Origin of the sequence: Streptomyces sp. RK62, from assembly GCF_018070255.1 — a bacterium.
GTDB lineage: Bacteria > Actinomycetota > Actinomycetes > Streptomycetales > Streptomycetaceae > Streptomyces > Streptomyces nigra.
On record NZ_JAGPYD010000010.1, the window covers coordinates 251,650 to 277,914 of the forward strand.

A 26,265-nucleotide genomic window follows, 5' to 3' on the forward strand; every position below is an offset into this window, starting at 1 on the left:
AGGCACCCGCACGGAACGAGAAGGGCCCCGCAGACTTCTGCGGGGCCCTTTCCGTTGTCGACAAATACCCCGGCATACCGGGCATTTCGAATGGTGTACGTCAACACGCAAGCAGGGAAAGCAGGATGGCCGTCCCTCGAACCGGTGACTAAATGTCGCCATATCCGCACTGAACGCTACCCTCACTCGCGTGAAGCACTCCACCACCCAACAGACTCGACGCGGCCACCGGGGCCCCGCCCGCCAGCTCGGCCGCACTCTCGCCCTCGTCCTGCCCGTCGTCCTGGTGCTCTCCGGGACACTCGCGGTCACCCGCGTCAACTGGTCGGGGAACTCCTCGGACTCGGTGCTCACGGCGACCGACGTCACGAGCGTCGGCGGGGCGAAGAACGCCGCCCCGCGCGCTCCGCAGGAGGTGCTGCGCGACCAGTTGCTGACCGAACTGCAGGAGAAGAACCCCGGGGTCGCCCTGACCCATCTCCAGCAGGCGGTCGACGAGCGTCCGTCGCTCGGCCGGCACTGCGCGTCCATCGCCCGCGCCCTCGGCCGCGCCGCGGTCCGCGCGTACGGTCCGACGCGTGCGCAGTCCTTCTCCCGGCCCGTCTGCGACACCGCGTTCGCCTCGGGGGTGGCGGCCGCCCACCGGTAGCGGCGCCGGCTCATACCCCGATCCCGTGCCTCCGCGGAGGCACGCTCGCGCTTCCGGACGGTAACGGCTGATGGCGGGACGGTTTCCCGCGCATGCCGTGGGCGGGGCGCCGCGTACAGTGCGGTCATGAGTGATCCGAACGCCGCGTCCCGCCCCGTTCAAGCCGTCGTCCTGGCCGGCGGCCAGGGCTCCCGGCTGCGCCCGTACACCGACGACCGGCCCAAGCCGATGGTCGAGATCCCCGGCACGGGGACGCCGATCATCGGCCATCAGCTCGTCTGGCTCGCCGAAGAAGGCGTGACGGACGTCGTGATCAGCTGTGGGCATCTCGCCGAGGTGCTCCAGGACTGGCTGAAGTCGGCCGACCTGCCGGTGCGCGTCACGACCGTCGTCGAGCCCGAGCCCCTCGGCCGCGGCGGCGGCCTGAAGTACGCCGCCGCCCATCTGCCGCACCCCGAACAGCCCTGGTACGCCACCAACGGCGACATCTGGACGCGTTTCTCGCTGCGCGACATGGCCGACTTCCACGCCGAGCGTGACGCCGTCGCCACCCTCGCCCTCGCGCGGCCGCGTATCCCCTGGGGCGCCGTGAAGACGGACGGCTTCGGGCACATCACCGACTTCATCGAGGCCCCGCCGTCGACCTTCGAGATCAACGCGGGCGTCTACGTCTTCTCCCCCGCCTTCGCCGGCCTGCTGCCCGAGCGCGGCGACCACGAGCGCACCACGTTCCCCCATCTCGCCCGCGAGCGGCGCCTGTACGGCTTCCCGCTGCCCCAGGGCGCGTACTGGAGGGCCATCGACACCGCGAAGGACCTCACGGAGGCCGCGAAGGAACTGGCGGCCCAGGGCCGCTGAGCGCCCCGCGGCGGTCGTACGACAGCCGTACGCAGCGAAAAGGGCCCCGGACTCTGGAAGTCCGGGGCCCTTCTGTGGGTGGGGGGGCTAGCCCAGCAGGCCGCCCACCAGGCCGGGTTGGTCCGGCTCGGAGCCGCCGCCCGTGGAGCTGCCACCGGAGGTCGGGCCGCCGGACGTCGGGTCGGTGGTGCCGGGCTCCTGGTCGGTCGGCGAGGACTGCTGGGGCGGCGCCTGACCGGCCGTCCCCTGCGTCTGGCTGGGCGTGCCCACGCCGGTCGAGCCGGTGTCCCGGGTGGCACCCGGGCTGCTCGCGGCGCCGGACGGGGACGTGGTGCCCGATGTGGCGCCCTGCGTCGGCGAGTTGGAGGCCGACGGCGACTTGCTGTGCCGCTTTCCGGGCTTCTCCGGGAGGGGCGAGCCCGGCAGTTCGTTGCGCGGGGCCTCGCCCGGGCCGGGCACGACCACACGGTCGGCGTCCCGGACCGCGCCGCCGAGCAGCGAGCCGACGAGCAGGGTCACCCCGGTGACCAGCGCCGTGATCAAGGCGCCGCGGCGCAGCACATACTGCCGCAGCTCCCAGATGTCGGAGCGGGGGCCGAGCCGGCGCCAGGCCATCCCCGCGAGCCGTCCGTCGATGGAGTAGACGGGCGCCCCGGCGATGATCAGCGGGGACCAGGCGGCGAGGTAGATGATGTCGGGCGCGTCGTAGGCGGGGACGCTCTTCCAGCTGACGGTGACCAGCAGCGCGGCGGACAGCAGCGCGCCGACCACCGCGGCGACCCGCTGCCAGCACCCCAGGACCGTGAGGACACCCACGATGACCTGGAAGAAGGCGATCACCAGGCCGGCGCCGACCGGGTGCGCGAGCGCGAACTGGCGCAGCGGCTCGGCGACTTCCCACGGGTGCAGGGTGTTGAGCCAGGTCACCATGGAGCCGCGCTTGCCGCCGTCGAAGTAGACGGGGTCGCACAGCTTGCCCATGCCGGCGTAGATCGAGATGAAGCCGAGGAAGACGCGCAGCGGGAGCAGGACCACGCCGAGGTTCATCCGGCGGCCGGGGTAGTACGCGTGCCGCGCGGGGTCGTCGCCGGAGCGCCTCGGCGCCGCCTCGGTCCCGTCGTCGTCCGCCCCGTCGAGGTCGTCGTGCGGCCCGAAGTCGTCGGCGCCGTACGCGTACTCCTCGTCGTACGCGCTCTCGACCGTGCGCATATGGGGCAGCAGCCGGGTGTCCAGGGACTCGCCGTGCGTGCGCTGCGCCCCGACGATCGGGGTCTCGACGGTCCGGGTCAGGTCGTCGTCGTAGTCGTCGTAGCCCCCGGCGTAGCCGGTGCCGACGTCGACGCGCGGGATGACCTGGGTGCCGCCGGCGAACGGGGCCGCCTCGTCACCGTGCCGGACGCTGCCGTCCCGGGCGGCCTGGAGGAGGCGGTGGGCGCCGGTGTCGTCGGGCGCCGACATGCCGTTCCAGACGGACACCCGGCGCCGGGCGCCGGACGCCGCGCCCGCGGCGTGGGCGGCGGGCACGCGGGCGGTGTCCTCGGGCGCGCTCAGGTGCCGTGCGATCCGCTGGGACGTGGGGCGCCCGGTGGACGCGCCCAGCAGCACGCGGAAACTCGCGTGATTGACGATGATCTGCGCCGGATCGCTCGGCACCTTCACCATGCTCAGCGCGGGAGCGTCGTCGTATCCCGACGAGCGGTCCCCCGTGGGAGTGCGGGGTGTTCTGGTGTCCACACTCAACTAACCGAGTGACGCGAGGTTAGGACACTGCCTTGACCGGTCCGATGTGTCCGGACCGCGTCAAGGATGCGCAGGTCGCACCACTGTCCCCACAATTAGCCCGCACGGGTGACCCCACGGACAGGTGTTCAGCGGCGTCGGCCGGCCGCCTCGTAGAGCACGATCCCCGCCGCGACACCGGCGTTGAGGGACTCCGCGCCACCGGGCATCGGGATGCGCACCCGGACGTCGCACGTCTCGCCGACCAGGCGGGACAGGCCCTTGCCCTCGCTGCCGACGACGATGACGACCGGGCCGTCCAGGGCTTGGAGGTCACCGACCTCGGCCTCCCCGTCGGCGGCGAGACCGACGACCACGAGGCCCGCCTTCTTGTACGCCTCCAGCGCGCGGGTCAGGTTCGTCGCCCGCGCGACCGGCGTCCGGGCGGCCGTACCGGCGGACGTCTTCCAGGCGCCGGCGGTCATGCCCGCCGCGCGGCGCTCGGGGACGAGGACGCCATGGCCGCCGAACGCCGAGACCGAGCGCACGACGGCGCCCAGGTTGCGCGGGTCGGTCACCCCGTCGAGGGCGACGATCAGCGGGTCCTCGCCGGCGTCGGCGGCGGCGCCCGTCAGGTCCTCGGGGTGCGCGTACTCGTACGGCGGGACCTGCAGGACGAGGCCCTGGTGGTTCAGGCCGTTCGTCATGCGGTCCAGCTCGGGGCGCGGCGCCTCCATGAGGTTGATGCCGCCGCGCTCGGCGGCGAGCTGGAGGGCCTCGCGGACGCGCTCGTCGTTGTCGATGAACTGCTGCACGTAGAGGGTGTTGGCGGGGACGCCGCCGCGCAGCGCCTCGACGACCGGGTTGCGGCCGACGACCAGCTCCGAGGTGCTCTTGCCGCCGCGGCCGCGGGGCGTGGGCCGGCGGACGGCCTGCTTCGCCTTGGCGTTGGCGACGCGGTTCTTCTTGTGGCCCTTGCGCATCTCGGCGGGCGGGGTCGGGCCCCGGCCCTCGAGACCCTTGCGTCGCTGGCCGCCACTGCCGACCTGCGCGCCCTTCTTGCCGGACATGCGGCGGTTGTTCGCGGCCATGACCTACCTGTCTTCGTGAGCGTTCGAATGTACGTACTGTGCAGTGTGCCGCCCGGAGGGCCGGGCGGCACAATCGATCTTCCCGGAGCCGGCCCCGGTCAGCGCGGGCCGAGGCTCCAGCGCGGGCCCTGCGGGCTGTCCTCGATGACGAGACCGGACTGGTTGAGCTGGTCGCGAATGGCGTCCGCGGTCGCCCAGTCCTTGCGGGAGCGGGCCGCCTCGCGCTGGTCGAGGACCATCCGGACGAGGGTGTCCACCACGCCGTGCAGGTCCTCGCCCCGGTCGGTCTCGCCGGCCCAGTGGGCGTCGAGCGGGTCCAGGCCCAGCACACCGAGCATGGCCCGCACCTCGGCGAGGCGCGCCACGGCGGCCTCCTTGTCGTCGGCGGCCAGCGCGCTGTTGCCCTGCCGGACGGTGGTGTGCACGACCGCGAGCGCCTGCGGGACGCCCAGGTCGTCGTCCATCGCCTCGGCGAACGCCGGCGGCACGTCGGCGGAGGGCTCGACGACGCCGGCCTTCTCCACGACGCGCTGCACGAAGCCCTCGATCCGGGCGAACGCCGACTCGGCCTCGCGCAGGGCCTCCTCGCTGTACTCGATGGTCGAGCGGTAGTGCGGGGTGCCCAGGTAGTAGCGCAGGACGATCGGGCGCCACTGCTTGACCATCTCGGACACCAGCACGCTGTTGCCGAGCGACTTCGACATCTTCTCGCCGCTCATGGTGACCCAGGCGTTGTGCACCCAGTACCGGGCGAACTCGTCGCCGTAGGCCTTGGCCTGGGCGATCTCGTTCTCGTGGTGCGGGAAGATCAGGTCGAGTCCGCCGCCGTGGATGTCGAAGGCGGAGCCCAGGTACTTGTGCGCCATCGCCGAGCACTCCAGGTGCCAGCCCGGACGGCCCCGGCCCCACGGCGTCTCCCAGTCCGGCTCACCGGGCTTGGCGGCCTTCCACATCGCGAAGTCGCGCGGGTCCCGCTTGCCGGTGATGCCCTCCTCGGCGGGCTGGCGCATCTCGTCGAGGTCCTGCCGGGACAGCTCCAGATAGGAGGGCCAGGAGCGGACGTCGAAGTAGACGCTGCCCTCCGCCTCGTAGGCGTGCCCGCGCTCGATGAGGCCGCGCATCATCTCGACCATCTCGGTGATGTGGCCGGTGGCGCGCGGCTCGTACGTCGGCGGGAGGCAGCCGAGGGCGGTGTAGCCGTCGGTGAAGGCCCGCTCGTTCTCGTAGCCGATGGACCACCAGGGGCGGCCCTGGTCCACGGACTTGGCGATGATCTTGTCGTCGATGTCCGTGACGTTCCTGATGAACGTCACGTCATAGCCGCGGTACGCGAACCAGCGGCGCATGATGTCGAAGTTGAGACCGGAGCGGATGTGCCCGATGTGCGGCGCGGCCTGCACGGTGGCGCCACAGAGGTAGATCGAGACACAGCCCGGCTTGAGCGGGGTGAAGTCACGGATCTGCCGGGCGCTGGTGTCGTACAGCCGAATAGTCACGACACCTAGGGTAGTGGGCGGATCCCACTGCCCGGTGCCTTGGCGGCGATTCCCCGCCGTCCCGTGCGGCCGCCGCCGTCAGCCGTCCCGGCCGTCCCGTACGACCAGTGCCGTCGCCACCGCCATCAGGCCCTCGTCCCGGCCGGGGAAGCCGAGGCCGTCCGTCGTCGCGCCCGACACGGACACGGGTGCGCCCGCCGCCTCGGAGAGGATCTTCTGGGCCTCGTCGCGGCGCTTGCCGATCTTCGGGCGGGGGCCGACGACCTGCACCGCGATGTTGCCGATCCGGAAGCCGGCCTCGCGCACGATCCGGGCGGCCTCCGTCAGCAGGACGGTCCCCGGCGCCCCCGACCACTCGGGGCGCCCGGTGCCGAAGTGCTGTCCGAGGTCACCGAGCCCGGCCGCCGAGAACAGGGCGTTGCAGGCGGCGTGGGCGACGACGTCCGCGTCGGAGTGGCCCGCGAGTCCGGGGCCCTCGCCGTCCCACTTCAGGCCGGCGCACCACAGCTCGCGGCCCTCCTCGAAGGCGTGGATGTCGGTGCCGATGCCCACCTGGGGCAGCGGGTACGCCTCAGAAGCCATCGTTGAGCCTCCTGCGGGCCAGGACCGCCTCGGCGAGGACGAGGTCCAGGGGGCGGGTGACCTTGAAGGCCTCCTCATGACCGGGTACGACCACGACGGTCGGGCCGAGCTGCTCGACCATGCTCGCGTCGTCGGTGACGTCCCCGGTGACCGTCTCGTGGGCGCGCACCAGCGTGGCGCGGTCGAAGCCCTGCGGGGTCTGCACGGCGCGCAGCCGGGCGCGGGCCGGGGTGGCCACGACCGGTTCGGGGGTGCCGGGCTCCTCGGCGGGCTCGACCTCCTTCACCGTGTCGGCGAGCGGCAGGGCCGGTACGACGGCCGGCGCGCCGTCGCGGACGGCCTCGATGACCGCGTCGACGGTGTCGACGGGGACCAGCGGGCGGGCGGCGTCGTGCACCAGGACGATGTCGTGGTCCGGCGGCAGCGCCTCGAGGCCCAGCCGGACGGACTCCTGCCGGGACTCGCCGCCGGGGACGACCAGGAAGTCGGTCCTCTCGGGCAGCGCGTGCGCGTCGAGCAGGCTCTTGACCTCGGCCGCGCCGTCGGGCGGGGCCACGACCACCACCAGGGAGACCCACCGGGACGCCGCCATCGCGCGGACGGCGTGGATGAGCATGGGCGTGCCGTTCAGCGCGCGGAGCGCCTTGGGGGCGCCAGGACCGAGGCGCACACCTCGTCCGGCGGCCGGGATCACGACGGCCGTGCGGGTGCCGGCGCGCTCTTGCGGGGGCGAGGGACGCGATTCGTCGGACATCGGTTCCTGTCAGGTTTGTGTGCTCGGCCCAGGTGGGTATGGCCTGGGCGTGCCCCCTGCTCGAGCGTGAGCCTGAGCTGGGGGGAGTGCCGGGCGCGACACCTTGACCGGACCCTTCCGTGACAGTCGGTCGAGCCAGCTGCCCGGGCCCGGCACGTCCAGTATCGGGGGCGCCCCCGAGATCAGACGTCAGCGCGATGCGAACATGCCGCAGCGCCCGGCGACTGCAGGGTCATCGGGCACCGCGGCACTTTTTTTCGATCACACAGCACTGGTGCTGAGCTGAGGCGGATGCGTTCCGCGTCAGGACGCGAGGACCTCGTCGAGCAGGGCCTCGGCCTTGTCCTCGTTCGTGTTCTCCGCGAGGGCGAGCTCGCTCACCAGGATCTGCCGGGCCTTGGCGAGCATGCGCTTCTCACCGGCGGACAGTCCGCGCTCGCGCTCACGACGCCACAGGTCACGCACGACTTCCGCGACCTTGATGACATCGCCGGAGGCGAGCTTCTCCAGATTTGCCTTGTAACGACGCGACCAGTTCGTGGGCTCCTCGGCGTACGGCGCGCGCAGCACCTCGAAGACCCGGTCCAGCCCGTCCTGACCGACCACATCACGTACGCCGACGAACTCCGCATTGTCCGCTGGCACACGTACCGTCAGGTCACCCTGGGCGACCTTCAGCACCAAGTAGGTCTTGTCCACGCCTTTGATCTGACGAGTTTCGATAGCCTCGATCAGCGCGGCCCCGTGATGGGGATAGACCACGGTGTCGCCAACCTTGAACGTCATGTGACAGGTACCCCTTCCGTGGCTATCCAGGGTAACACGGAAACGGGCGGTTCTGAATGGCGTTTTCGCAGGTCAGGGCATATCTCAGGGCTTGACAACTCCAACAGGAACGTGCTGCGCGGGCCGAACGGAAGCAGGTATTCGCAGGTCGGAGGGGCTCTGCGGGCGGGCCGAAACGCGCTCGTCACACGCCCCCGAGCCTGCCCACGAGAGACCTAACGTACACAAATGTCCGGTTCCATGCGTGCGACTTCCGCTACTCCGTTCGGTGTCCCGACGCCCGGTCCCGGCCGAATCCGGAATTGATCACTACCCGGTCGGCGGTACGGCCGGTGATCAATTCCGGGGTGCCCGCGCATTCCTTCACAAAAATGCCGCGAGCGGTCGTGCGGCCCTCCTTATGTGAATGACGGACCTGCTCACGGGCAATCCGGTGACCGGATCACTTGTGGGTGAAGGGACCAGTGGTGGAAGAGGGACTTCGTCGGCACTTGGCCGCTCAGGGGAGGGTCGGGTGCGGCGGCGCGGGAACGGCTCGGTAACCTGAGGCCGCTGACAGACACTTAGGGCGGCTTTACGCGCCCGCCCCGTTCGAGTCAAGGAGTTGCCGCCGCCGTGAGCAGCAGCCTTCGACGCGGCGTCCTCGCCGCTGCCGCCCTCGCGTTCTCGATGACCTCGCTCGCCGCGTGCGCCGCCGGCAACAACGCGCAGACACTGGAGATCAAGCCGGACAACGCGGCCACCAGCGTCGGAGACATCAAGATCCAGAACGCCATCGTCGTCACCCAGCCCGAGCTGGAGTCCACCGGCCCCGCCGCGGTCTCCGCGACCCTGTTCAACTCCGGCGACACCGCCCAGACGCTGGACTCGGTCAAGGTGAAGGACTCCGGCGAGGAGGCCGAGCTCAAGCCCGCCAAGGGCGGCAGCCTGACCATCCCGGCCGGCGGCTCGCTCATCCTCGGCGGCAAGGGCAACGCCTCCGCCGTGCTGCCCAAGGGCCGCGAGGCCCTCAAGGACGGCGACGCCCAGGCGATCACCTTCACCTTCAGCAAGACCGGTGACGTGAGCCTGCGCGCCCTCGTCGTCCCGGCCGAGGGCTACTACGAGAGCTGGGGCCCGAGCGCCGTCCCGGCCGCCCCCGAGGCCGGCGCGAAGCCGTCCGGCACCCCGACGGGCACCCCGGCCGCCGGTGCCTCAGCGAGCGCCGGCGCCTCCGCGGGCGCCACGGGCTCGACGGACTCCACCGCGGGCGCCGGCACCGAGGCGGGCACGGAGGAGACCGGCACCGCCGTCCTCCCCTCCGACAGCGCCTCGCAGTCGGCCGCCGGGCACTGAGCGCCGTAGACACGCCGAAGGGCGGGACCCCCACACACGGGGTCCCGCCCTTCGGCGTACCGGCGGGGTCCGGGCCGGCCTACGGCTCGAACTTGTAGCCGAGGCCGCGCACGGTCACCAGATACCGGGGCGCGCCCGGGTCCGGCTCGATCTTGGCGCGCAGCCGCTTGACGTGGACGTCGAGCGTCTTGGTGTCCCCGACGTAGTCGGCGCCCCACACGCGGTCGATCAGCTGCATCCGGGTGAGGACCCGGCCCGCGTTGCGCAGGAGCATCTCCAGCAGGTCGAACTCCTTCAGCGGGAGGTCGATCTTGGAGCCGGAGACCGTGACCACGTGCCGGTCGACGTCCATCCGGACCGGGCCCGCTTCCAGGGCGGCCGGGGTCACCTCCTCCGGCTCGCCGCGGCGGCGCAGGACGGCCCGGATACGGGCGACCAGCTCGCGCGAGGAGAACGGCTTGGTGACGTAGTCGTCGGCCCCTATCTCCAGGCCGACGACCTTGTCGATCTCGCTGTCCTTGGCGGTCACCATGATCACCGGGACGTTGGAGCGGCCGCGCAGCTGGCGGCACACCTCCGTGCCGGGCAGCCCCGGCAGCATCAGGTCGAGGAGGACGAGGTCGGCTCCGTTGCGGTCGAACTCATCGAGTCCGTCGGGCCCGGTGGTCGCGACCGCGACCTCGAAGCCCTCCTTGCGGAGCATGTACGACAGGGCGTCGGAGAAGGACTCCTCGTCCTCGACGACGAGCACTCGGGTCACGGATGGACCTCCGGGGCGGAAAGCGTTTCGTACGCGGCTGACTCGGGGGTGGTGCGGGAATGCGTGGGGGCTGCGGGCCCGTCGTCGTCGTCGGGTCCGGGCTGCTGCCGGCCGCGGTCACGGGCAGCGCCCGCCTCCGGCAGCCGCAGGGTGAAGGTGGAGCCCTGTCCCTCGGAGCTCCACACCGTGACCTCCCCGCCGTGCGAGGCGGCCACATGCTTGACGATCGCGAGACCGAGACCGGTTCCCCCCGTGGCGCGGGAGCGGGCCGGGTCGACGCGGTAGAAGCGCTCGAAGATGCGCTCCTTGTCCTTGTCGGAGATGCCGATGCCCTGGTCGGTCACGGCGATCTCGACGAGGTCGCCGCCCGGCGAGGTGATCCTGCGGGCGGCGATGCCGACGCGGGTGCGGGCGGGCGAGTAGTTGACGGCGTTCTCCACGAGGTTGCCGAGCGCGGCGGCGAGCTGGCCGCGGTTGCCCCAGATCCGCAGGTCGGCGGTGCCGTCCTGATCGGGTTCCCCGGGCGCCGCGACACTCGCGGCCATGGTGATCTGCTTGGTCCCGGCGGCGTGCCGGCAGCGGTCCATGGCCTCGGCGACCAGCTCGTCCACACGGACCGGCTCGGCGTCCTCCAGCGGGTCGTCGTTCTGCACCCGGGAGAGGTCGATGAGCTCCTGCACCAGGTTGGTGAGCCGGGTCGCCTCGATCTGCATACGTCCGGCGAACCGCTCGACGGCCTCGGGGTCGTCCGCGGCGTCCATGACGGCCTCGGACAGCAGCGAGAGCGCGCCGACCGGTGTCTTCAGCTCATGGCTGACGTTGGCGACGAAGTCCCGGCGGACCGCCTCGATACGCCGGGCCTCGGTGAGGTCCTCGACCAGCAGGAGGACCAGCCGGGAGCCGAGGGGCGCGACCCGCGCGGACACCGCGAGGGCCTCGCCGCGCCCGGTGCCGCGCCGCGGCAGGTCCAGCTCGACCTGTCGTATCTCGCCGTCGCGCCGGGTGTCGCGGGCCATCTGGAGCATGGGCTCCACGGACAGCCGGCCGCCGCGGACCAGGCCGAGGGCGTACGCCGCCGAGCTGGCCTTGACCACGGCGTCCCCCTCGTCGAGGACGACGGCGGAGGAGCGCAGCACCGACAGGACCGTGTCCACGCCGGGCGGCAGGACCGGGTCGGTGTGCAGGGAGGTCCGGGTGGGGCGTTTCAGGTCGCGCTCGCTCCAGCGGAACGCCAGCACGGCGATGACACCGGTGAGGAGCCCGGCGATCGCAGCCGCTGCGGCGACCGCCGCGTTCACGTCCATGCGTCCAGGTTAGGCATGGCCCAGGTCATGCCCACAGCGTGCGGAGTGCGACCTCCGACACTCGTCGCCCAGAGTTCACCTGGGGGACGGGGCCGGTTCACTCGGGGTGGCGGAAACGGACGCGTGGCGATCGCATCGTGGGATCGTCGGGAGCGGGACGGCGGCTCGGCGGCCGGGTACGGCCGGGCGGGGCGGCGTGACGATCGCATGGGCGGCTCTTCGGAGCGTCGGACTGTCGGAGGGTCGTCCTGTCGGACTGTGGGTCTGGCTGATCGTGATCCTGTCGGATCGTGCGTCAGGCTGATCGTGGGTCTGTCGGACCGTGATCCTTTCGGACCGTGATTTCTCCCGACCGTACGACTGACGACGGTCCTACTGTCGTAGGGCACGACCGTAGGACCGTCGGACATCCGGCAAAGCGGCTTTTCCGGTGAGACGACGGCCGCCGGGTCCACCCCCGGAGGCAGATGTGAGAGAGGGACCCTGATGCGGGACGCGTACCACGAGGAACTGGACTCGATCGGCGACGGCCTGGTCGAGATGGCCCGGCTGGCCGGGTCGGCGATCGGGCGCGCCACGACGGCCATCCTCGACTCCGACCTGAAGCTGGCCGAGAGCGTGATCGAGGCGGACCAGAAGGTCGACGACCTGCAGCACGATCTGGAGGCCCGGGCCATCGCGCTGCTCGCCCGCCAGCAGCCGGTGGCGACGGACCTGCGGATCGTGGTGACCTCCCTGCGCATGTCGGCGGACCTGGAGCGGGCGGGCGACCTGGCCCAGCACGTGGCCAAGCTGACCCGGCTGCGCTACCCGGAGCGGGCGATCCCGCAGGACCTGCACGCCACCATCCTGGAGATGGGGCAGCTGGCGCAGCGTCTGATGGCCAAGGCGGCGGAGGTGATCGTCACCAAGGACGTCGACCTCGCGCTCCAGCTGGAGCAGGACGACGACGAGATGGACCTGCTGCACCGCACGCTCTTCCAGCACCTGATGGACGAGCGCTGGAAGCACGGCATCGAGACGGCGGTCGACGTGACGCTGCTGGGCCGCTACTACGAGCGGTACGCCGACCACGCGGTGGCGGTCGCGAAGCGGGTCGTCTACCTGGTCACCGGGGAGCACGCCGACGAGCTGCAGGCCGACGTACAGCCCGGGATCCAGCCGGCGCCGGGGGCGGACGGGGCGTAGAGCGCGTGGGCGCCGCGGTGGTTCGCGCGGGCTCGCGGGGGCCGGTCCGGGCGCGTACGAGCCTCCGTGCGCCGTTGATGCGCCCAGCGGGGCGGGCATCCAATGGGCACAGGCACCAGCCTTCTAGGAGGGACCATGGCCGAATCCCCCAGCACGTCCGAGATCACGCCCGACCCGACCCGGGAACGCCCGACCGAGCAGCCCGCCGACGTCCGGAGCCTCCCGCTGTTCGGGGCCTGCGGCTGCGGTTCGGGCTGTGGCTGCGGGTGCCAGTCCGGGAACCCCTGCCAGTGCGGGTGAGGACGTAGCCGCTGTTCAGGGCGTGCCCACGGCGCCCGGCAGCGCCTGCTCGGCCCAGATGACCTTGCCCTGTGAGGTGTACCGGGTGCCCCAGCGCTCGGTCGTCTGGGCGACCAGGAAGAGACCGCGGCCGCCCTCGTCGGTCGTCGCGGCGTACCGCAGATGCGGTGAGGTGCTGCTGGAGTCGGAGACCTCGCAGGTCAGCACCCGGTCGCGGATCAGCCGTACCTGGATGGGCTCGCCGCCGTAGCGGATGGCGTTGGTGACCAGCTCGCTCAGGACGAGTTCGGTGACGAAGTCCAGCTCCTCCAGACCCCACTCCGCCAGCTTGCCGGAGACGGCCTCGCGCACCCGCCCCACGGCGGACGGGTCGGGCGGCACGTCCCAGGTGGCCACGTGGTCGGGCGGCAGCGCTTTGGTACGCGCGATCAGCAGGGCCACGTCGTCCTTGGGGCCGGCCGGCAGCAGCGCGTCCACGACCGCGCGGCAGCTGTCCTCCGGTGCGCGCTCCGGGTGGCCGGTCAGGGCCCGGCGCAGCAGTTCCTGGCCGACGTCGAGATCGCGTTCGCGGTCCTCGATGAGGCCGTCGGTGTAGAGGACGAGCTGGGTGCCGTCGTCGAGGTCGAACTCCGCCGTACGGAACGGCATGCCGCCGAGGCCGAGCGGCGGTCCGCCCGGCAGGTCGGGGTAGCTGACCTCGCCGTCGGGGCGGACGAGGGCGGGCGCCGGGTGGCCGGCCCGCGCCATGGCGCAGCGGCGCGTGACGGGGTCGTAGATCGCGTACAGGCAGGTGGCGCCGACGACGGCGGCGCGGTCGGCGCAGGCCTCGTCCTGGTCGATGCGGCCGACGAGGTCGTCGAGGTGGCTGAGCAGTTCGTCGGGGGGCAGGTCGAGGGTGGAGAAGTTGTGCACGGCGGTGCGCAGCCGGCCCATGGTGGCGGCGGCGTGCAGGCCGTGGCCGACCACGTCGCCGACGACCATGGCGACCCGGCTCCCCGGCAGCGGGATGACGTCGAACCAGTCGCCGCTCACCCCGGACTGGGCCGGTATGTAGCGGGAGCCGACGTCCAGGGCGCTCTGCTCGGGCAGCTCCCTCGGCAGCAGGCTGCGCTGGAGGGTGACGGCCATGGTGTGCTCGCGGGTGAAGCGGCGGGCGTTGTCGATGCTGACCGCGGCGCGCGCCACCAGTTCCTCGGCCAGTGACAGCTCCTCCGCGTCGAACGCCTCGTGCTCCTTGCCGCGGTAGAAGTTGACCAGGCCGAGGACCGCGCCGCGGGCCCGGATCGGCGCGGCGATCAGGGAATGGATGCCGTAGTCGAGGATCTCCCGGGTGCGCTCCTGGTCCTGGGCCTGCCAGTCGGCGGCGTTCGCCAGGTCGGCGACGAGGACGGAGCGGCCGGTGCCGTAGCCGCGGGCCTGCGGGGTGGTCGGCAGGAAGTCGATGAGCCGGTCCACCTCGTAGAGGGGGTGGTCGTCGCGGATGCCGTGCGCGGCGACCCGCCGCATGTCCGTCGCCGTGAGGGTCGGCTCGTCGCCCTGTACGACGCCGTCGGCCAGGTCGACGGTGACGAAGTCGGCGAAGCGGGGGACGGCGATCCGCGCCAGTTCCCCGGCGGTGCCGATCACGTCGAGGGTGGTGCCGACGCCGAGGCCCGCGTCGTACAGCAGCTTGAGGCGTTCCCGGGCGACCTCGGCGCGGCCGGAGACGGCCTGCAGTTCGGTGGTGTCGCGGAGCGTGACCACCGTGCCGTGCGGGCCGGCCCGGTCTGTGTGCCGCTGGTTGATGGCCAGCAGGCGGTCGCCCGCGAAGTGCACCTCGTCGGTGGCCTCGCGGCCGGAGGCGAGCAGGTCCACGGTCTCCGGGTCGAGCCCGGACAGCTCCGCCACATGCCGGCCCTCGGCGTCCGGGGACAGTTCCAGCAGGCGCCTGGCCTCGTCGTTGGCGAGCAGCAGCCGGCCGTCGTCGATGATCAGCACGCCCTCGCGCACCGAGTGCAGTACGGCGTCGTGGTGCTCGTAGATGCGGTTCATCTCGTCGGCGGCGAGGGCGTGGGTCTGGCGCCGCAGCCGGCGGCTCACCAGGGCGGTGCCGCCCGCCGTCACGGCGAGCGCGCCGGCGCCCGCGCCCAGGATGATCGGGAGCTGCCGGTACGCCTCACCCGTCACGCTCTTGACCTTGAGCCCGGCGGAGACCAGCGCGATGACCTTGCCGTTGCCGTCGTCGATCGGGACGGTCGCCTGGACCTCCTTGCCGAGCGGCCCGTTCACGCTCTCCGTGTACACCTGGCCCGCGAGGGACGGCTCGATGGTGCCGACGAACCGCTTGCCGATGCGGTCGGGGAGGGGGTGGGTGTAGCGGATGCCGTCGGTGTCCATGACGACGATGAAGTCGACGCCGGCGGCGCCGCGCCCCGCCTCCGTCAGCGGCTGGAGCACCTTCGAGGGGTCCTCCGTCCGCAGCGCCGCGAGGACGCCGGGCGAGTGCGCGAAGGTCTGCGCGACGGCGATCGAGCGGCGCTTCGCCTCGGTCTGGGTGTCGCGGCTCGACTGGAGGATGAGGGCGACGACGGCACAGACCACGAGCAGCAGGACGAGCGCCACCTGGAGCACGAACACCTGACCGGCAACGCTTCGGGGGCTCCTACCGACCAGCGAGCGCCATCGTCCCCGCGCCCACCGGTCGTGTCGGTCCGACATGTCGCTATTTGTACCATCGCCCTTTTCTGCTGGCTACGGCGTGTCCACGCTAGGAACATCCGGTGGGGCCGGCGAGGGCACGCCAGGGACAGGGGGCCGGGGGCGGCACGGGCACGCCGGAAACAGGGGCCGGGGGCGCCGAGGGCCGGCACCGGGCCCCCCTCAGGTGCGCGGGACGACACCCAGGAGCATCGCGGTGAAGGCGACCCGCAGGGTCTCGGGCATCTCCAGATTCAGCGCGGCGAGGGCGGGCTCCTCGGCATAGGCGGCGAGGACGCTGGGCGGCGGGGGGACGTAGGCCGAGAGGGCGCCGGACGAGGCGAGGCACATCAGGCAGAACAGCTGGGCGCCCTCGCCCAGTTCGGGCACATGGCGGCGCAGGAGCGCGGTCATGGCGTCGAGCCGGGCCAGGGAGGCGCGCTTGTGCCGCTTGACGACCTCGACGGAGACATTGCGCTCGAGGACGCCGCCCTGGGCGCCGAAGAGATCGCAGAGCACCGTACGGTCCGCCAGTGACCGGCTGAGGACGTCCGCGAGCTGGGCCGCCCGCACCTCGGCCGTGGCGCCCGCCTCGATCCCCTCGGCCAGCTCGCCCTCCAGTTCGACGAGCCAGCGCCCGAGGAAGTCGTCGAGGAGTTCGAGCAGGACGGCCTCGCGGGACTCGAAGTAACGCAGGACGTTCGACTTGGCCAGACCCACGCGCCGGCTGAGCTCGTTCAGGCTCAGTTCGGCCACCGGCATCTCGTCGAGCATCGCCGCCGCCGTGTCGAGGATGGCCCGGCGGCGGGCCTCTCGCTGTTCCTCGCTTCGCGCCCGCTGAAAAGTCACGTCTCAGCCTAACTTACAGACCGTTGGTCTCTTGCTATCAGACCACCGGTCCCTTACGCTCGGGATGTAACAGACCGGCGGTTCGTTACAGCTGCCGAAGGCGACCCGAGGAGCAGGCGATGACCGAGAAGTGGACCGAACAGCAGATCCCCGACCAGCGCGGACGGGTGGCGATCGTGACCGGCGCCAACACCGGGCTCGGCTTCGAGACCGCCCGGATGCTGGCGGAACACGGGGCGACGGTGGTCCTGGCCGTGCGGGACGTGGAGAAGGGGGCGCGGGCGGCGGCCCGTATCCGCGGTGACGTCACCGTCCAGGCCCTGGACCTGACGTCCCTGGCCTCCGTCCGGGCAGCGGCGGCGGACCTGCGCACCGCACACCCGCGCATCGACCTGCTGATCAACAACGCCGGCGTGATGTACACGCCGAAGCAGACCACCGCCGACGGCTTCGAGATGCAGTTCGGCACGAACCACCTGGGCCACTTCGCCCTCACCGGCCTGCTCCTCGACCGGCTGCTGCCGGTCCCCGGCTCCCGTGTCGTGAGCGTCAGCAGCGTCGGGCACCGCATCCGGGCCGCGATCCACTTCGACGACCTGCAGTGGGAGCGGTCGTACAGCCGCGTCGGCGCCTACGGCCAGTCCAAGCTCGCCAACCTGCTGTTCACGTACGAACTGCAGCGCCGGCTCGCCCCGCACGGCACGACGGTCGCGGCGGCGGCGCACCCGGGCGTCTCCAACACCGAACTGCTCCGCCACCTCCCGGCCCCGCTCCGGGTCCCGGCCGGCCGGATCACCCCCCTGCTCACCCAGGACCCGTCGATGGGCGCCCTCCCCACTCTGCGCGCGGCCACCGACCCGGCCGTGACGGGCAGCCAGTACTACGGCCCCGGCGGCCGGGGCGAGATCCGCGGCTACCCGAAGCTGGTCACGTCCAGCCCCGCCTCCCACGACGAGACGGTCATGCACCGCCTGTGGGCGGTGTCGGAGGAACTGACGGGAGTGACGTTCCCGGTGGAGCGGGTCGCGACGGCGTCCTGAGCGCCGGCCGGTCCAGCACCTCGACGTACACGATGCGACCGTCGACGACGTCGAGGCAGAGCATGCCCCGCGCGGGCACGAGGGGAACGCACCGATGCCCGGGCCCGTACGGCTCCCCCGGCGGATGAGGCGCGGTCCGAAAACTCTGACAGAAGCCGTCCCCGCACCCACACGCCTCGACGAGCCGAAGGTCCCGTGCGGAGAGGGCCAACTCCCGTTCCCCCTCACCCTCCAGAAGGGCGGTCAGCTCGGCGACGAGGCCGGGGTAGAGGTCACGGACGAGGGGGTGCTGCTGCTCCATGGCGGGAGGGTAGCCGGGGCGGGGCGGGGCCGTACGCTGAGGGCGGCGATGTACAGGGGGACTCATGACAGCATCCCCACCGCTGCCTGCGAAGGTGGGGCGCATGGGCAACTCACAGGCGTACCCCGTCTTCCGAACCACTGACGCCATGGAGGCGTGGACACAGGCACTGCGCCTGAAAATGCCTCCCATCCGCGCCGTCTGCGCAGGTGGGAGGCATGATCACTGGGGTTACTTCTTCTTGCCCTGGTTCTTGACCGCCTCGATCGCCGCCGCCGCGGCGTCCGGGTCGAGGTAGCGGCCGCCCGGGGTGAGCGGCTTGAAGTCGGCGTCCAGGTCGTAGGCGAGCGGGATGCCCGTCGGGATGTTCAGGCCCGCGATGTCGGCGTCCGAAATGCCGTCCAGGTGCTTGACCAGGGCGCGCAGCGAGTTGCCGTGGGCCGCGACCAGGACCGTGCGGCCGGTCAGCAGGTCGGGGACGATCGCGTCGAACCAGTACGGGAGCATGCGGACGACGACGTCCTTGAGGCACTCCGTGCGCGGGCGGAGCTCCGGCGGGAGGGTCGCGTAGCGCGGGTCGGAGAACTGGGAGTACTCGGCGTCGTCGGCGAGCGGGGGCGGCGGGGTGTCGTAGGAGCGGCGCCAGAGCATGAACTGCTCCTCGCCGAACTCGGCGAGGGTCTGCGCCTTGTCCTTGCCCTGCAGGGCGCCGTAGTGGCGCTCGTTCAGGCGCCACGAGCGGTGGACCGGGATCCAGTGGCGGTCGGCCGCTTCCAGCGCCAGCTGGGCCGTGCGGATCGCGCGCTTCTGGAGGGACGTGTGGACCACGTCGGGCAGGAGTCCGGCGTCCTTCAGGAGCTCGCCACCGCGGACCGCCTCCTTCTCGCCCTTCTCGTTGAGGTTGACGTCCACCCAGCCGGTGAACAGGTTCTTCGCGTTCCACTCGCTCTCGCCGTGGCGGAGGAGGATCAGCTTGTACGGTGCGTCGGCCATGCCTCAGAGCGTAATCCACGGATTCGCGCCCCCGGCGGCCCCGCCCAGCAGGCGGACGGTTGACGGGATCTGTTAATCGAGTGGCTTCCCCGCGGTGCGGATTTGTAAGGTTCGGTTGCCTCTTCTGCTCATTACTTCCGCTGCCGTTCCCGGCTGCCATCCGTGGGGGACCCGCTATGTCACTCGCCGCCGTCAGACGCGCCACCAGGGAGACCGTCTCCGGGCTCCCCCGTGAGTTCTGGTGGCTGTGGACGAGCACCCTGGTGAACCGGCTCGGCGCCTTCGTCGCCACCTTCATGGCGCTGTACCTCACGCTCGAGCGCGGCCAGTCCGCCACCTACGCCGGTCTGGTCGCCTCGCTCCACGGCCTCGGCGGGGTCGTCTCCTCGCTCGGCGGCGGGGTGATGGCCGACCGGCTCGGCCGCCGGCCCACCCTGCTGATCGCGCAGTCCGCGACAGCGGTCTCGGTGGCGGTGCTCGCCTTCGTGCAGCACCCGGTCGCCATCGCCGCCGTCGCCTTCGCCGTCGGCGCCGCCTCCAACGCCTCCCGGCCCGCCGTGCAGGCGATGATGGCGGACATCGTCCGGCCCGAGGACCGGGTCAGGGCCTTCTCGCTCAACTACTGGGCGATCAACCTCGGGTTCGCCGTCTCCTCCATGGCCGCCGGGTTCATCGCCGAGGTCAGCTACCGGGCCGGGTTCCTGCTGGAGGCCGGGATGACGGCCGTCTGCGCGGTCGTGGTCTTCATGAAGATCCCCGAGTCGCGGCCCGAGAAGGCGGACACCGGCAGGCCCGGCGAGGAGATCGGGCTGGGGACCGTGCTGCGCGACCGGCGCTTCATGGGCGTCGTCGGGCTGTGCTTCCTCGTCGCCCTCGTCTTCCAGCAGGGCGCGGTCGGGCTGCCCGTCGCCATGGGCGCGGCCGGGTTCTCCCCGGCCGACTACGGCCTCGCGATCGGCGTCAACGGCGTCCTGATCGTCGCGCTGCAGATCCCGGTCACCCGGTTCATCGAACGCCGGGACGCCGGCCGCATCCTCGTCGTGTCGTCCCTGCTGGCGGGTTACGGCTTCGGGCTCACCGCGTTCGCCGGGTCGGTCGGCGTCTTCGCGCTGACGGTGTGCGTGTGGACGCTCGGCGAGATGCTCAACGCGCCCACCCAGACGGGTCTCGTCGTACGGCTGTCCCCCGCGCACGGACGCGGCCGCTACCAGGGCGTCTACACCCTGTCCTGGTCGGTGGCGGCGCTCGTCGCCCCGCTGATGTCGGGCCTGGTCATCGACCGCCTCGGCGCCGCGTGGCTGTGGGCGCTGTGCGCGGCCGTCGGGACGGCGGCCGCGGTCGGGTACGGCGCGCTGACGCGCCGGCCGCCCGCCGACGCGCCCGGCGCCACCATCCCCGTCGTCGCGTCCAAGCCGGAGACCAGCGCGGCCTGACCCCATGGGCAGAGGCGCTCAGGGGTGCATCCGTGCCCCCTTCAGCACCTTGTCCACCGCGTTCCTCGGCCCGTACACCGCGAGCCCCACCAGGTCCAGGGCATCCGTGCCCACGGCCCGGACCGCCGCCCGGTTGGCGCCGTCGTGGCCGGTGGCGAAGAGGTCGGAGGTGAACAGCGCGCGCGGCAGGGCGCGGGACAGCGCGCGGGAGTGGGCCGCCGTCAGGGTCTCCTTGGTGCCCTCGAAGACCAGCACCGGCTGGCGGAACATCGGCAGATAGGGGACGCCGTCCGCGTCCTCGTACGGCTCCCCGATCACCTCGGGGAGCTGCGACCCGAGGCCGCTGACCAGGAACGCGGTGACGTTCAGCCGCTGCCAGGTCTCCAGGTCCTCGCGCAGCAGCACGGCGATCTTGGTGTCGAAACGGACGGGGGCGTCGGCCGCCCCGTCGTGCACGGGTGCTTCAGCGTTCATACGGCGAGACTCGCCGACGCCGTACGGTCCGGTCTTGTACGTTCTTTGCATGGGCACGCGCGAGGAGGTCACCGCGTGGCGTCCCCGCGTCCCGGGCGTCACCGAGGTCTTCCACGCCCACTTCACCGACTACGCGTACCCGATGCACGTCCACGAGGCGTGGACGCTGCTGATCGTCGACGACGGCGCCGTCCGCTACGACCTGGACCGGCACGAGCACGGCACCCCGCACGACACGGTGACCCTGCTGCCGCCGCACGTCCCGCACAACGGCTCCCCCGCCACCCCGCACGGCTTCCGCAAACGCGTCCTGTACCTGGACGGCACCCGGCTCGGCGACGACCTGATCGGCCCGGCCGTCGACTCGCCCGATCTGCGCGACCCGGTGCTGCGGCGGCGCGTCGGACAGCTGCACGCGGCGCTCGCCCAGCCCGGTGACGAGCTGGAGGCCGACAGCCGGCTGACCCTCATCGGCGACCGGCTGCGCGCCTGCCTGCGGCCGAGGACGGCGACCGAGGCCGACCGCCGCGACCCCGAGCTGGCCCGCCGGCTGCGTGAACTGCTCGACGAGCGGGTGGTGCCGGGCATCGCCCTGGACGAGGCGGCGGTGCTGGTGCGGGCCCATCCCGCCCATCTGGTGCGGTCGTTCAGCGCCGCGTACGGCATCGCCCCGCACCAGTACCTGATGTCCCGCCGGGTCGACCGGGCCCGTGGGCTGCTGCTGGAGGGCCGGGCGCCGGCCGAGGTGGCCGCCGCGACCGGCTTCTACGACCAGTCCCATCTCACCCGGCACTTCCGCCGCCTGGTGGGCGTCACCCCGGGCCGCTACCGCGGCAGCGCGCGCTGAGCGTCGTACAGATTGCGGGGCCGTACGGCGTCGGTGGTGCCGTACAGCTCCAGGCGGGCGTGCAGGTCGCCGGTGAAGTCGGGTACGTCGATCTGGCCGAACTCGCTGACCTCGTTGAGGCCGACGGTCGCCGAGTAGGGTGCGAGGCCGTCGAGGCGGACCATACCGGCGCGGCCGTTGGTCACCCGGATGTTCCAGTGGGTGAAGCGCGCCCCGAACAGCGGCCCGGCGCTCGCGTCGCCGCCGTGCCGTCCGTCGTTGACGACGGTGATGTCGGTGCGGACGTTGGCGAAGGGCAGGCCGCGGTGGCTGTCGAAGGTGCCCATGCGCATGTCGCCGCGCGACCAGACGTTGTGGGAGGACAGGCCCTCGACGTTGATGCCGTGCAGCTGGGTGTTGGCGGGGGCCGGGGTGGTGCGGGCCTCGATCGTGAAGTCCTCGACGAGGTTGTCGTGCGAGCCCTCCCGGCAGAAGTACGGGTGGTGCACCCCGCGACCCGCCACGCGCGTGTGCGTGAGCGTGCAGGCGGAGGCGGCCACCAGACCGAAGCCGTTGTCGACGTGGCGGACCGTCACGTCGTGCACCCAGCAGTCGTAGGCGCACTGCAGGACGACACCGTTGTGGCCCTTGTCGAGGAGGTGCGGCTGCTGCGGGGTCTCCACCGCCTCCAGGGTGAGGCCCTCCACGCCCGCGCCGGTCAACTCCTCGACGTGCGTGGTCAGTCGGGGGTCCCACTCGGGGCGTACGTCGAGCGGCAGGGGGCGTTCCAGGGTGACCTCGCGGCCGCGGACCCGGGTGACGCGCACCGGCCACTCGTAGGGGACGTACGAGGTCAGCTTGGTCTTGTCGTCCCAGGTGTACGCCTCGGCGCCGGGTCCGCCGCCGCTCATGTGCTCGAGGAGCGTGTGCTCGGCGTCGTCGGCGAGGCGGAGCAGGACGAGGGCGCCGGGGCGCAGCGCCGACGGGTCGGCCACCCGGACCGTCCAGGAGCCGCGGCGGGCGGGGGCGACGGTGGTGAGGGTGCGCCACTCGTCGCGCCGGTTGCCGGTCCAGCCCTCGAACGGCCAGTCGCGGGCCCGGATCGCGTCGACCAGGGTGTTCCAGCGGGCCTCGGGGGCCAGCCAGATCAGGCCGCCCGCCCAGGACCAGGACGACTTGTCGCCTCCGTAGCGGGAGCCGTAGACGCCGATCAGCTCGGTGAGGTTCTTCGTGGCGAGCAGGGTCGTACGGCCGCTGCCGGCGCCGCGCAGGACGACGTTCGAGTGGCCGACGCGGATGACGTCGTCGATGCGGAAGGTGCCGGGCGGGATGGTGACCGTGCCACCGCCGGCCCTTCCGGCGGCGGCGATGGCACGGTTGATCGCGGGGGCGCAGTCGGTGGTGCCGTCCGCCACGGCGCCGAAGGCGCGGACGTCGGCGACGACCCGGGGGCGGGGGCGCCGGCGGTCTCCGCCGTGCCGGCCGGCCCGGCCCACGTAGGGGATCTGCGGATGGGTGAAGGGGGTGCGGGTGAACTCGTGCCAGAGAGCGGGGACCTGTGGGGTGCCGGGGCCCGGGGCTGGGGCCTGAGGGGCGCCGGGGCCCGGGGCGGGCGGGGCGTCCGCCCGGGCCGTGGTGCCGGTCGTCGCGGCGAGCGCCACGGCCGTGGCCCCGCCGAGCAGGGCCCGTCTGGTGAGATGCGCGTTGCCCATGTCCGTACGCCCTCCACGCCGCATGCTCTTCATGGATGTTTTTCATGGATGTGAACAATGTTCAGAAGTGCGTCGGAGGGTGAGCATGCCACGGGACCCCTGCGGCGGGAAGAGGGCGTGCAGGGGTTAGGTGCGTAGGGGGACGCGGGTCGGCGTCAGTCCTGTGACTTCTGGGTCAGATGGCTGAACGCGTCCAGGTTGCGCGTCGACTCGCCGCGTGCGAGCCGCCACGCGTACTCCTTGCGGATCGCGGTGGCGAACCCGAGCTCCAGGAGGGTGTTGAAGGCGCCGTCGGCCGCCTCCAGGACCTGGCCGAGGATGCGGTCGATCTCGTCGGCGGTGATCGCGGCGAGCGGGAGGCGGGCGGTGACGTAGACGTCGCCGAGCCGGTCGACGGCGTAACTGACGCCGTACAGCTTGAGGTTGCGCTCCAGGAGCCAGCGGTGGACCCCGGACTCGTTCTCGTCGGGGTGGCGGATGACGAACGCGTTCAGGGAGAGGGAGTGGCGGCCGACGATCAGGGAGACGGTCGTGGACAGCTTCCGCGTGCCGGGGAGCTTGACGACGTAGGTGCCCGGCTCGGGGCTCTCCCACTCCAGTTCGGCGTCCTTCAGTGCTCCCTCGACGACCTGCGCCGCCTTCTGTGCGTCAGCCATGGTGGGAGCGTACGCGACGGCGGTGGGCCTGGGCGGCGGCCGTGTAGACCTCCGCCGTGGCGCCGGCCGCGGTGTCCCAGCCGAACGACTGGGCGTGCCGCGCCGCCGCCTCGCCCATCCGGGGACACAGCTGCGGGTCGTCGGCGAAGGCGCGCAGCACGCGCGCGTAGGCGGCGGGGTTGTGGCCCTCGACCAGGAAGCCCGTACGGCCGTCCCGCACGGCCACCGGCAGCCCGCCGACCGCCGCCGCCAGCACCGGGGTGCCGGCCGCCTGCGCCTCGATGGCGACCAGCCCGAAGGACTCGCTGTACGACGGCATGACCAGCACCGAGGCGGCCCGGAACCAGTCCGCGAGCTGATCCTGCCCGACCGGCGGACGGAACCGTACGACGTCCGCGATGCCGAGGCGGGCGGCGAGCTTCTGCAGCCCCTCCGGCTTCGCCATGCCGCTGCCGCTCGGGCCGCCGACGACCGGCACCAGGATGCGGGAGCGCAGCTCGGGTCGCTCGTCGAGGAGGACGGCGACCGCGCGCAGCAGGATGTCCGGCGCCTTCAGCGGCTGGATGCGGCCCGCGAAGAGCGGGATCAGGGCGTCCTGCGGCAGGCCGAGGCGGGCGCGGGCGGCGGCCCGGCCGTCGGCCGGCGAGAAGCGGGAGAGGTTCACGCCGGGGTGCACGACGGCGACCTTGGCCGGGTCGGCGGCGTAGTGCCGTACCAGCTCGTCGGCCTCCTCCTCGGTGTTGGCGATGAGGCGGTCGGCGGCGTCGACGATCTGCGTCTCGCCGATCACGCGGGCGGCCGGTTCGGGCGTGTCGCCGTCGGCCAGGTTGGCGTTCTTGACCTTGGCCATGGTGTGCATGGCGTGCACCAGGGGGACGCCCCAGCGCTGGGCGGCGAGCCAGCCGACATGGCCGGAGAGCCAGTAGTGCGAGTGGACGAGGTCGTAGTAGCCGGGGCGGTGTCCGGCCCAGGCCTGCATGACGCCGTGCGTGAAGGCGCACAGCTGGGCGGGGAGGTCCTCCTTGTTCAGGCCCTCGTAGGGGCCCGCGTCGACGTGCCGGACGAGGACGCCGGGGGCCAGCTCGACGACCGGGGGGAGGTCCGTGGCGGTCGTGCGCGTGAAGATCTCGACCTCGATGTTGATCGCGGCGAGGCACTGGGCGAGTTCGACGATGTAGACGTTCATGCCGCCGGCGTCGCCGGTGCCGGGCTGGTGCAGCGGTGAGGTGTGCACGGAGAGCATGGCGACGCGACGGGGGCGGCGGTGCAGCCTGAGCCGCGACGGGGCCACCGCGGAGCGACGCCCGAGCCTGCTGACGTACTGGCTCACGTGGCGTTCCTCCTTGGCCTGCGGGCATGCCGGACAGAGGGCCGGATGCGCCCTCCAAGGCGGTGCAACGCCGGAGGGCGGGGTTCCCATTCCTGGCGGGGTGGTTTTTGCCGAGGCGTTACCGGGTGTCGCTCAACCGTTCGACGTCGGGCTGCGTCACCGGGACCGGGTTCCCCGCGCGCGGGGGGGCCATGCGGCGGCGCGCCCGCGCCTTACCCTCGTATCCATGACAGCCCGCGCAGCCCACCGCCCCGTGGGATCGGTGACGCGCGGCACGACCAACCCCAACCGGCTGCGGCGCATGGACCGCTGGATCGCCCAGGCGCACGGGGCCGAGCTGCGCCGGGCGCCCGACCCCGTGGCGGTCGACCTCGGGTACGGCGCCGCCCCCTGGACCGCCGTGGAACTGCTCGGCCGGCTGCGCGCCGTCGCACCGCGCGTGCGGGTCGTCGGCGTCGAGATCGAACCGGCCCGGGTCGCCGCCGCGAAACCGTACGAACGCGACGGGCTCGTCTTCCGGCACGGCGGCTTCGAGATCCCGCTCCCCCAGCGTCCGCACCTCGTCCGCGCCGCGAACGTGCTGCGCCAGTACGACGAGGAGCAGGTCGCCGAGGTGTGGGAGCGGCTGTGCGCCCGGCTCGCCCCGGCCGACGCGGCGACCGGCTCGCGGGGCGGGCTGCTGGTCGAGGGGACCTGCGACGAGATCGGGCGCCGGCATGTGTGGGTGGCGCTCGGCCCGGAGGGGCCGCGCACGGTCACCTTCGCGACCCGGCTGGGCTCGCTGGAGCGGCCGTCGGACCTCGCCGAACGGCTCCCGAAGGCGCTGATCCACCGCAATGTCCCCGGCGAGCCGGTGCACGCCTTCCTGCGCGACTTCGACCGCGCCTGGGCGGCCGCCGCGCCCTACGCCTCGTACGGGGCGCGCCAGCGCTGGATCCGGACCGTGCGTCAGCTGGCCGCGGACTGGCCGGTGACGGATGGTCCGGTGCGCTGGCGGCAGGGCGAAGTCACCCTGGACTGGGCGGCGTTGGCGCCCCGGAGCTGAGCCCTCCGTCATGCGAGGCGCCCCGGCACTGCCCCCTCCGGTCACATCGGCCGACCCGCGCCCCTCCCTCACCCCCCTGACCTGCGGGGAACGATCTCCCTGAGTCGT

Annotated in this window: 23 protein-coding genes; 8 read left to right on the plus strand and 15 right to left on the minus strand. The window is 72.4% G+C overall.

Annotation, left to right across the window (positions count from 1 at the left end; all coding sequences use genetic code 11):
- The first annotated feature begins 190 nt into the window (after positions 1–190).
- Both KBY32_RS21080 and KBY32_RS21085 read left to right on the plus strand, forming a co-directional pair.
- Positions 191–649 (plus strand): hypothetical protein, encoded by a 459-nt coding sequence (locus tag KBY32_RS21080; RefSeq protein WP_055625319.1) that lies wholly within the window; start codon positions 191–193, stop codon positions 647–649.
- Positions 650–775: 126 nt separating this feature from the next.
- Entirely contained in the window at positions 776–1,507 is a 732-nt protein-coding gene (locus KBY32_RS21085) for a nucleotidyltransferase family protein (protein ID WP_055625320.1), read from the plus strand.
- Between the two features lie 87 nt (positions 1,508–1,594).
- Here KBY32_RS21085 and KBY32_RS21090 read toward each other — a convergent pair whose 3' ends face one another.
- The 6 genes from KBY32_RS21090 to KBY32_RS21115 form a co-directional block, all read right to left on the minus strand.
- Positions 1,595–3,241 carry a DoxX family protein gene (locus KBY32_RS21090; RefSeq protein WP_210981174.1) on the minus strand — a complete coding sequence of 549 codons (1,647 nt, stop codon included), beginning with the start codon at positions 3,239–3,241 and terminating at the stop codon, positions 1,595–1,597.
- Between the two features lie 134 nt (positions 3,242–3,375).
- Complete coding sequence (gene rlmB, locus KBY32_RS21095) at positions 3,376–4,317, minus strand: 23S rRNA (guanosine(2251)-2'-O)-methyltransferase RlmB (protein WP_210981175.1); 942 nt, start codon at positions 4,315–4,317, stop codon at positions 3,376–3,378.
- 98 nt (positions 4,318–4,415) lie between these two features.
- Positions 4,416–5,813 (minus strand): cysteine--tRNA ligase, encoded by a 1,398-nt coding sequence (cysS, locus tag KBY32_RS21100; RefSeq protein ID WP_055625323.1) that lies wholly within the window; start codon positions 5,811–5,813, stop codon positions 4,416–4,418.
- A 78-nt stretch (positions 5,814–5,891) separates the two neighbouring features.
- Complete coding sequence (ispF, locus tag KBY32_RS21105) at positions 5,892–6,395, minus strand: 2-C-methyl-D-erythritol 2,4-cyclodiphosphate synthase (RefSeq protein ID WP_210981176.1); 504 nt, start codon at positions 6,393–6,395, stop codon at positions 5,892–5,894.
- Positions 6,385–7,149, minus strand: coding sequence for a 2-C-methyl-D-erythritol 4-phosphate cytidylyltransferase (gene ispD / locus KBY32_RS21110; RefSeq protein WP_210981177.1), 765 nt, complete (start codon positions 7,147–7,149; stop codon positions 6,385–6,387). Before ispD ends, ispF begins: the two co-directional genes overlap by 11 nt.
- A gap of 303 nt (positions 7,150–7,452) precedes the next feature.
- On the minus strand, positions 7,453–7,935 hold the full coding sequence (locus tag KBY32_RS21115; protein ID WP_003953493.1) for a CarD family transcriptional regulator: 483 nt from the start codon (positions 7,933–7,935) through the stop codon (positions 7,453–7,455).
- A gap of 615 nt (positions 7,936–8,550) precedes the next feature.
- On the opposite strand from KBY32_RS21115, the gene KBY32_RS21120 reads away from it, so the two are divergent.
- A complete protein-coding gene (locus KBY32_RS21120) occupies positions 8,551–9,270 on the plus strand; it encodes a DUF461 domain-containing protein (RefSeq protein WP_210981178.1) in 720 nt (239 codons plus the stop codon).
- Positions 9,271–9,349: 79 nt separating this feature from the next.
- Here KBY32_RS21120 and KBY32_RS21125 read toward each other — a convergent pair whose 3' ends face one another.
- Positions 9,350–10,030 carry a response regulator transcription factor gene (locus KBY32_RS21125; RefSeq protein ID WP_055625327.1) on the minus strand — a complete coding sequence of 227 codons (681 nt, stop codon included), beginning with the start codon at positions 10,028–10,030 and terminating at the stop codon, positions 9,350–9,352.
- Positions 10,027–11,334 (minus strand): cell wall metabolism sensor histidine kinase WalK, encoded by a 1,308-nt coding sequence (locus tag KBY32_RS21130; protein ID WP_055625328.1) that lies wholly within the window; start codon positions 11,332–11,334, stop codon positions 10,027–10,029. The genes KBY32_RS21125 and KBY32_RS21130 overlap by 4 nt, the downstream gene beginning before the upstream one ends.
- 486 nt (positions 11,335–11,820) lie before the next feature.
- Here KBY32_RS21130 and phoU point away from each other — a divergent pair, with 486 nt between their 5' ends.
- Positions 11,821–12,522 (plus strand): phosphate signaling complex protein PhoU, encoded by a 702-nt coding sequence (gene phoU, locus KBY32_RS21135; RefSeq protein WP_055625329.1) that lies wholly within the window; start codon positions 11,821–11,823, stop codon positions 12,520–12,522.
- A 315-nt stretch (positions 12,523–12,837) separates the two neighbouring features.
- Here the strand turns inward: phoU and KBY32_RS21140 are convergent, their stop codons facing one another.
- Entirely contained in the window at positions 12,838–15,519 is a 2,682-nt protein-coding gene (locus KBY32_RS21140) for a SpoIIE family protein phosphatase/ATP-binding protein (protein ID WP_210981179.1), read from the minus strand.
- Positions 15,520–15,681: 162 nt separating this feature from the next.
- On the minus strand, positions 15,682–16,347 hold the full coding sequence (locus tag KBY32_RS21145) for a TetR/AcrR family transcriptional regulator (protein WP_055625330.1): 666 nt from the start codon (positions 16,345–16,347) through the stop codon (positions 15,682–15,684).
- 119 nt (positions 16,348–16,466) lie between these two features.
- On the opposite strand from KBY32_RS21145, the gene KBY32_RS21150 reads away from it, so the two are divergent.
- Positions 16,467–17,387, plus strand: coding sequence for an SDR family NAD(P)-dependent oxidoreductase (locus KBY32_RS21150; protein ID WP_210981180.1), 921 nt, complete (start codon positions 16,467–16,469; stop codon positions 17,385–17,387).
- 532 nt (positions 17,388–17,919) lie between these two features.
- On the opposite strand, the gene KBY32_RS21155 is transcribed toward KBY32_RS21150, so the two are convergent.
- Entirely contained in the window at positions 17,920–18,681 is a 762-nt protein-coding gene (locus tag KBY32_RS21155; RefSeq protein WP_055624752.1) for a phosphoglyceromutase, read from the minus strand.
- A 176-nt stretch (positions 18,682–18,857) separates the two neighbouring features.
- Here KBY32_RS21155 and KBY32_RS21160 point away from each other — a divergent pair, with 176 nt between their 5' ends.
- Positions 18,858–20,114 (plus strand): MFS transporter, encoded by a 1,257-nt coding sequence (locus KBY32_RS21160; RefSeq protein WP_210981181.1) that lies wholly within the window; start codon positions 18,858–18,860, stop codon positions 20,112–20,114.
- An 18-nt stretch (positions 20,115–20,132) separates the two neighbouring features.
- Here KBY32_RS21160 and KBY32_RS21165 read toward each other — a convergent pair whose 3' ends face one another.
- Positions 20,133–20,588, minus strand: coding sequence for a DUF2000 domain-containing protein (locus KBY32_RS21165; RefSeq protein ID WP_055624754.1), 456 nt, complete (start codon positions 20,586–20,588; stop codon positions 20,133–20,135).
- A 49-nt stretch (positions 20,589–20,637) separates the two neighbouring features.
- Here KBY32_RS21165 and KBY32_RS21170 point away from each other — a divergent pair, with 49 nt between their 5' ends.
- Positions 20,638–21,435, plus strand: coding sequence for an AraC family transcriptional regulator (locus tag KBY32_RS21170; protein ID WP_210981182.1), 798 nt, complete (start codon positions 20,638–20,640; stop codon positions 21,433–21,435).
- Here KBY32_RS21170 and KBY32_RS21175 read toward each other — a convergent pair.
- The 3 genes from KBY32_RS21175 to mshA all read right to left on the minus strand — a co-directional run bounded on the left by KBY32_RS21175 (position 21,414) and on the right by mshA (position 25,112).
- Entirely contained in the window at positions 21,414–23,126 is a 1,713-nt protein-coding gene (locus tag KBY32_RS21175) for a glycosyl hydrolase family 28-related protein (RefSeq protein ID WP_210981183.1), read from the minus strand. The two genes, KBY32_RS21170 and KBY32_RS21175, sit on opposite strands and share 22 nt — an antisense overlap.
- A gap of 155 nt (positions 23,127–23,281) precedes the next feature.
- Entirely contained in the window at positions 23,282–23,782 is a 501-nt protein-coding gene (locus KBY32_RS21180; RefSeq protein WP_055624756.1) for a YbjN domain-containing protein, read from the minus strand.
- Positions 23,775–25,112, minus strand: a complete 1,338-nt coding sequence (gene mshA, locus KBY32_RS21185) for a D-inositol-3-phosphate glycosyltransferase (protein WP_210981184.1) — start codon at positions 25,110–25,112, stop codon at positions 23,775–23,777. The genes KBY32_RS21180 and mshA overlap by 8 nt, the downstream gene beginning before the upstream one ends.
- Before the next feature lie 226 nt (positions 25,113–25,338).
- Here mshA and KBY32_RS21190 point away from each other — a divergent pair, with 226 nt between their 5' ends.
- Positions 25,339–26,157, plus strand: coding sequence for a class I SAM-dependent methyltransferase (locus KBY32_RS21190; RefSeq protein WP_181890454.1), 819 nt, complete (start codon positions 25,339–25,341; stop codon positions 26,155–26,157).
- Positions 26,158–26,265 lie beyond the last annotated feature (108 nt).

Bases quoted from the DNA above. Each gene is read 5' to 3' on its own strand.
- KBY32_RS21140 (WP_210981179.1), bottom strand. From the start codon at position 15,519: ATGTCGGACCGACACGACCGGTGGGCGCGGGGACGATGGCGCTCGCTG.
- KBY32_RS21160 (WP_210981181.1), top strand. From the start codon at position 18,858: ATGTCACTCGCCGCCGTCAGACGCGCCACCAGGGAGACCGTCTCCGGG.
- phoU (WP_055625329.1), top strand. From the start codon at position 11,821: ATGCGGGACGCGTACCACGAGGAACTGGACTCGATCGGCGACGGCCTG.
- KBY32_RS21165 (WP_055624754.1), bottom strand. From the start codon at position 20,588: ATGAACGCTGAAGCACCCGTGCACGACGGGGCGGCCGACGCCCCCGTC.
- KBY32_RS21180 (WP_055624756.1), bottom strand. From the start codon at position 23,782: ATGGCTGACGCACAGAAGGCGGCGCAGGTCGTCGAGGGAGCACTGAAG.
- KBY32_RS21115 (WP_003953493.1), bottom strand. From the start codon at position 7,935: ATGACGTTCAAGGTTGGCGACACCGTGGTCTATCCCCATCACGGGGCC.
- ispD (WP_210981177.1), bottom strand. From the start codon at position 7,149: ATGTCCGACGAATCGCGTCCCTCGCCCCCGCAAGAGCGCGCCGGCACC.
- KBY32_RS21175 (WP_210981183.1), bottom strand. From the start codon at position 23,126: ATGGGCAACGCGCATCTCACCAGACGGGCCCTGCTCGGCGGGGCCACG.
- KBY32_RS21130 (WP_055625328.1), bottom strand. From the start codon at position 11,334: ATGGACGTGAACGCGGCGGTCGCCGCAGCGGCTGCGATCGCCGGGCTC.
- KBY32_RS21190 (WP_181890454.1), top strand. From the start codon at position 25,339: ATGACAGCCCGCGCAGCCCACCGCCCCGTGGGATCGGTGACGCGCGGC.
- KBY32_RS21085 (WP_055625320.1), top strand. From the start codon at position 776: ATGAGTGATCCGAACGCCGCGTCCCGCCCCGTTCAAGCCGTCGTCCTG.
- ispF (WP_210981176.1), bottom strand. From the start codon at position 6,395: ATGGCTTCTGAGGCGTACCCGCTGCCCCAGGTGGGCATCGGCACCGAC.
- rlmB (WP_210981175.1), bottom strand. From the start codon at position 4,317: ATGGCCGCGAACAACCGCCGCATGTCCGGCAAGAAGGGCGCGCAGGTC.
- KBY32_RS21150 (WP_210981180.1), top strand. From the start codon at position 16,467: ATGACCGAGAAGTGGACCGAACAGCAGATCCCCGACCAGCGCGGACGG.
- KBY32_RS21155 (WP_055624752.1), bottom strand. From the start codon at position 18,681: ATGGCCGACGCACCGTACAAGCTGATCCTCCTCCGCCACGGCGAGAGC.
- KBY32_RS21170 (WP_210981182.1), top strand. From the start codon at position 20,638: ATGGGCACGCGCGAGGAGGTCACCGCGTGGCGTCCCCGCGTCCCGGGC.